The organism is uncultured Leptotrichia sp. (genome assembly GCF_938036635.1).
Lineage (GTDB): Bacteria > Fusobacteriota > Fusobacteriia > Fusobacteriales > Leptotrichiaceae > Leptotrichia > Leptotrichia hongkongensis.
This window is the reverse complement of sequence record NZ_CALHQO010000191.1, coordinates 1-2,749: the sequence shown is the minus strand read 5'-3', so window position 1 is coordinate 2,749 and position 2,749 is coordinate 1. Positions and strand designations below refer to the sequence as shown.

Here is a 2,749-nt window from a genome sequence, read left to right as displayed (position 1 = left end):
TACATTCGTTACAGTAACCAATTTTGTATTTTTCAATTTATACGTTTCAGGATTAAATTCATAAATAAATTTATATAAATTTTTACTGTCTGTCAATAGTGCAAATGTTACAGGCTTCCAAGAATTAACAGCTAAATCAACAATCTTAAAGCCTTTTGGACTGATTCCATCTATCTTTTTCCCATAAAAATACACACTGTTTTTATCATACGAAAAGCCATGTTCTCCGATAGTAAAACTGTCTTTATCTACATCTTTCATTTTCACAACATCAGAATACGTAAAATAAATATTATTTTTATCTCGTGAATACGCACCAATTTCCATTATTTCAAAAGAGTTTATGTCCGCATCTTTTATTACTTTACTACGAATTTTTTGTCCATTTCCTATAATTACATATATATTTTTGTTGTTTTTTCCATAAATTATATTTGGATTACTGTAATAATCATTTTTTATTATTTTAAAATTTTCTGGATTTTCTATATCAAGCCTATTTCCATTAGCATAAATTCTGTTTCCATTTTTTATAATATCAAGCACTCCAGCACTCATGTTTTCTAAATTCTCTCTAATTTCATCAATTTTTTTCCCAGAATAATACAAGTACTTTTTATCCTTTGAATAAGACGGCTCTTCTTTTATAATTTCAAAAGTTTTCGGATCTGCTCCTTCTATAATGTATGTTTCCAAATAAACATTATTCTTATCTTTTGAATAGTGCTTAAAAAATTCTTCTAAAATTACTTGAAAAGTTTTTACATCGGCTTTTTTTATTTTTTCTCCCATTAAATATACATTGTTTTTATCTTTTCCGTAGTATTGTCCTAATGCTTCAAAAGACTTAACATCTGCGTTTTTAAGTGTATTACTAAAAGAAAAATTCGAAAAAACAGTTTTATCGTCTTTTATATATACAATATTCAAAACTTTTATTGTTTTTGGATTTGCCCCTTTAATTTTTTTATGTCCTGCATATACGCTATTTTTATCTTTAGCGTAGTAATTTGGCATTATTATCTGAAAAGTATCCATATCCACATCAGACAAAGTTACTCCATCATAATAAATATTATGTTTATCTTTTGAATATTCATCATCCAGTACTTCAAAAGTATCTACATCCTCAATTTCATTAAGTTCATCTAATCCTTTTAAATCATATATTTTCCCATTATTTCTAAAATATACTATTTTATCCTTATTTTTATAAAATTTAAAATCTTTTGGATTTATTTTTACTTTCTGGTTATACCAATAAAAGTTATCTTTATCTCTTCCAATATTTTCCCCAACTGCCTGAAATGTTTTAAAATCTACATTTTCTAGTTTTTCGTCTCCATAAAAAACATTTTTATTATCTTTCCCATAAATCTTATTCAATTCTACAAATGTTTTAAAATCGGCATCATTTACCTTTTTCTCATCTGCCTGCCATATCTCATCCTTATAGTAAACAGCATTATCTTTTTTTATATATTCAGCCATTCCTAGATTTGCAACAAGAAAGACAAGAATTACAATTTTAGAAAGTCTGCTTTTCATGTACTTCCTCCATAATTTTAGAAAATTTTACTGTTTCTATTTCAATGTAACTGGCAATTTTTCTCCACCTAAAATATGGTAATGAATATGATAAACTTCCTGTCCACCATTGTCCCCAATGTTAGTTATAACTCTATACCCATCTTTATCCAATTCCAGAATTCTAGCCACTTTTGCCACAGTCAACTGCAATTTACCAAGCAGTAAAGCATCTTCTTCAGTTGCCGCATCCAAATTTTTAATTTCCTTTTTTGGAATTACAAGCACATGAACTTTTGCCGCTGGATTTATATCATGAAAAGCCAAGAACTCCTCATCTTCATATACAATATTTGCTGGTATTTCCTTATCTATTATCTTTTTAAAAATTGTTGACATAAAAATCACTTCCTTATTTTATTTTTTTAAATTTTGAAAAGGGGTCAAGACCCCTTGCTTCAGAATATTTGTTTTATTAAATTCTAAATACATATAGTTATCAAACAAACCTACACTAAACACACTCTACTTCAACACTTTTCAAAAGTCCTGAATTGACTACATTTCTATGTTAAGTACGTGTATTCTAAAACTTCATTCTTCTTTTCCCCCTTTACTTTTATAAGCAAACAAATTCTATTATCCAAAATTTTCATTTCTCCATAATATAAATCAGGACTGCACAAATATTCTTTCTTCATCATAAATTCCCCATCACAAAATAGAAACTCAAATATCTTCTCATAATTACCATTTCTAAACCTATAAAATCCAATATAATTTTCCTTAAACTCCCATAATTTTCTATCACTATACCGAATATCATTATCCAGAATAATTTCTTCAATAAAATACAACCTATCTCCTTCTTCTCTAATCACAACATTCCCTTTGCCAACATAATTCCAACCTGTCGAAGACCCTTCCAAACTCTTTGCCTTAAAAGATATCCTACTAACATTTCTCATAATTTCATAAATATCCATAATCCTATCCATACTATTTCTCCCGTAATTTCAAACATCTTCCAATATATTTATTACAGTATATCAAAAATAAAGTACAAAATAAAGAAAACAAATACTATTTATCCATTTTTATAAGAAAAGTTATCACCTTATAAACAAAAAAAGACAAAAGCAAGAAAAAGTTGAAAAAGTTTTAATTGTTAATTATCAATTGTCAATTGTTAATGGTTAAAATTTCGTCGTAATTGATGTAA

The 2,749-nt window shown here is 27.0% G+C and carries 3 protein-coding genes; all 3 read right to left on the bottom strand.

Going from position 1 to position 2,749, the window contains the following annotated elements:
- Nucleotides 1-1,548 (bottom strand): DKNYY domain-containing protein (locus Q0370_RS03785; RefSeq protein ID WP_299572319.1); only part of this gene is annotated, 1,548 nt, incomplete at its 3' end.
- A 36-nt stretch (nt 1,549-1,584) separates the two neighbouring features.
- Nucleotides 1,585-1,926, bottom strand: a complete 342-nt coding sequence (locus tag Q0370_RS03780) for a histidine triad nucleotide-binding protein (protein ID WP_021744537.1) — start codon at nt 1,924-1,926, stop codon at nt 1,585-1,587.
- Nucleotides 1,927-2,093: 167 nt separating this feature from the next.
- Nucleotides 2,094-2,525, bottom strand: a complete 432-nt coding sequence (locus Q0370_RS03775) for a DUF6314 family protein (RefSeq protein ID WP_299572315.1) — start codon at nt 2,523-2,525, stop codon at nt 2,094-2,096.
- Nucleotides 2,526-2,749 lie beyond the last annotated feature (224 nt).

Excerpts from the sequence above, each read along its gene's own strand:
- Q0370_RS03775 (WP_299572315.1), bottom strand. The coding sequence starts at position 2,525 with ATGGATAGGATTATGGATATTTATGAAATTATGAGAAATGTTAGTAGG.
- Q0370_RS03780 (WP_021744537.1), bottom strand. The coding sequence starts at position 1,926 with ATGTCAACAATTTTTAAAAAGATAATAGATAAGGAAATACCAGCAAAT.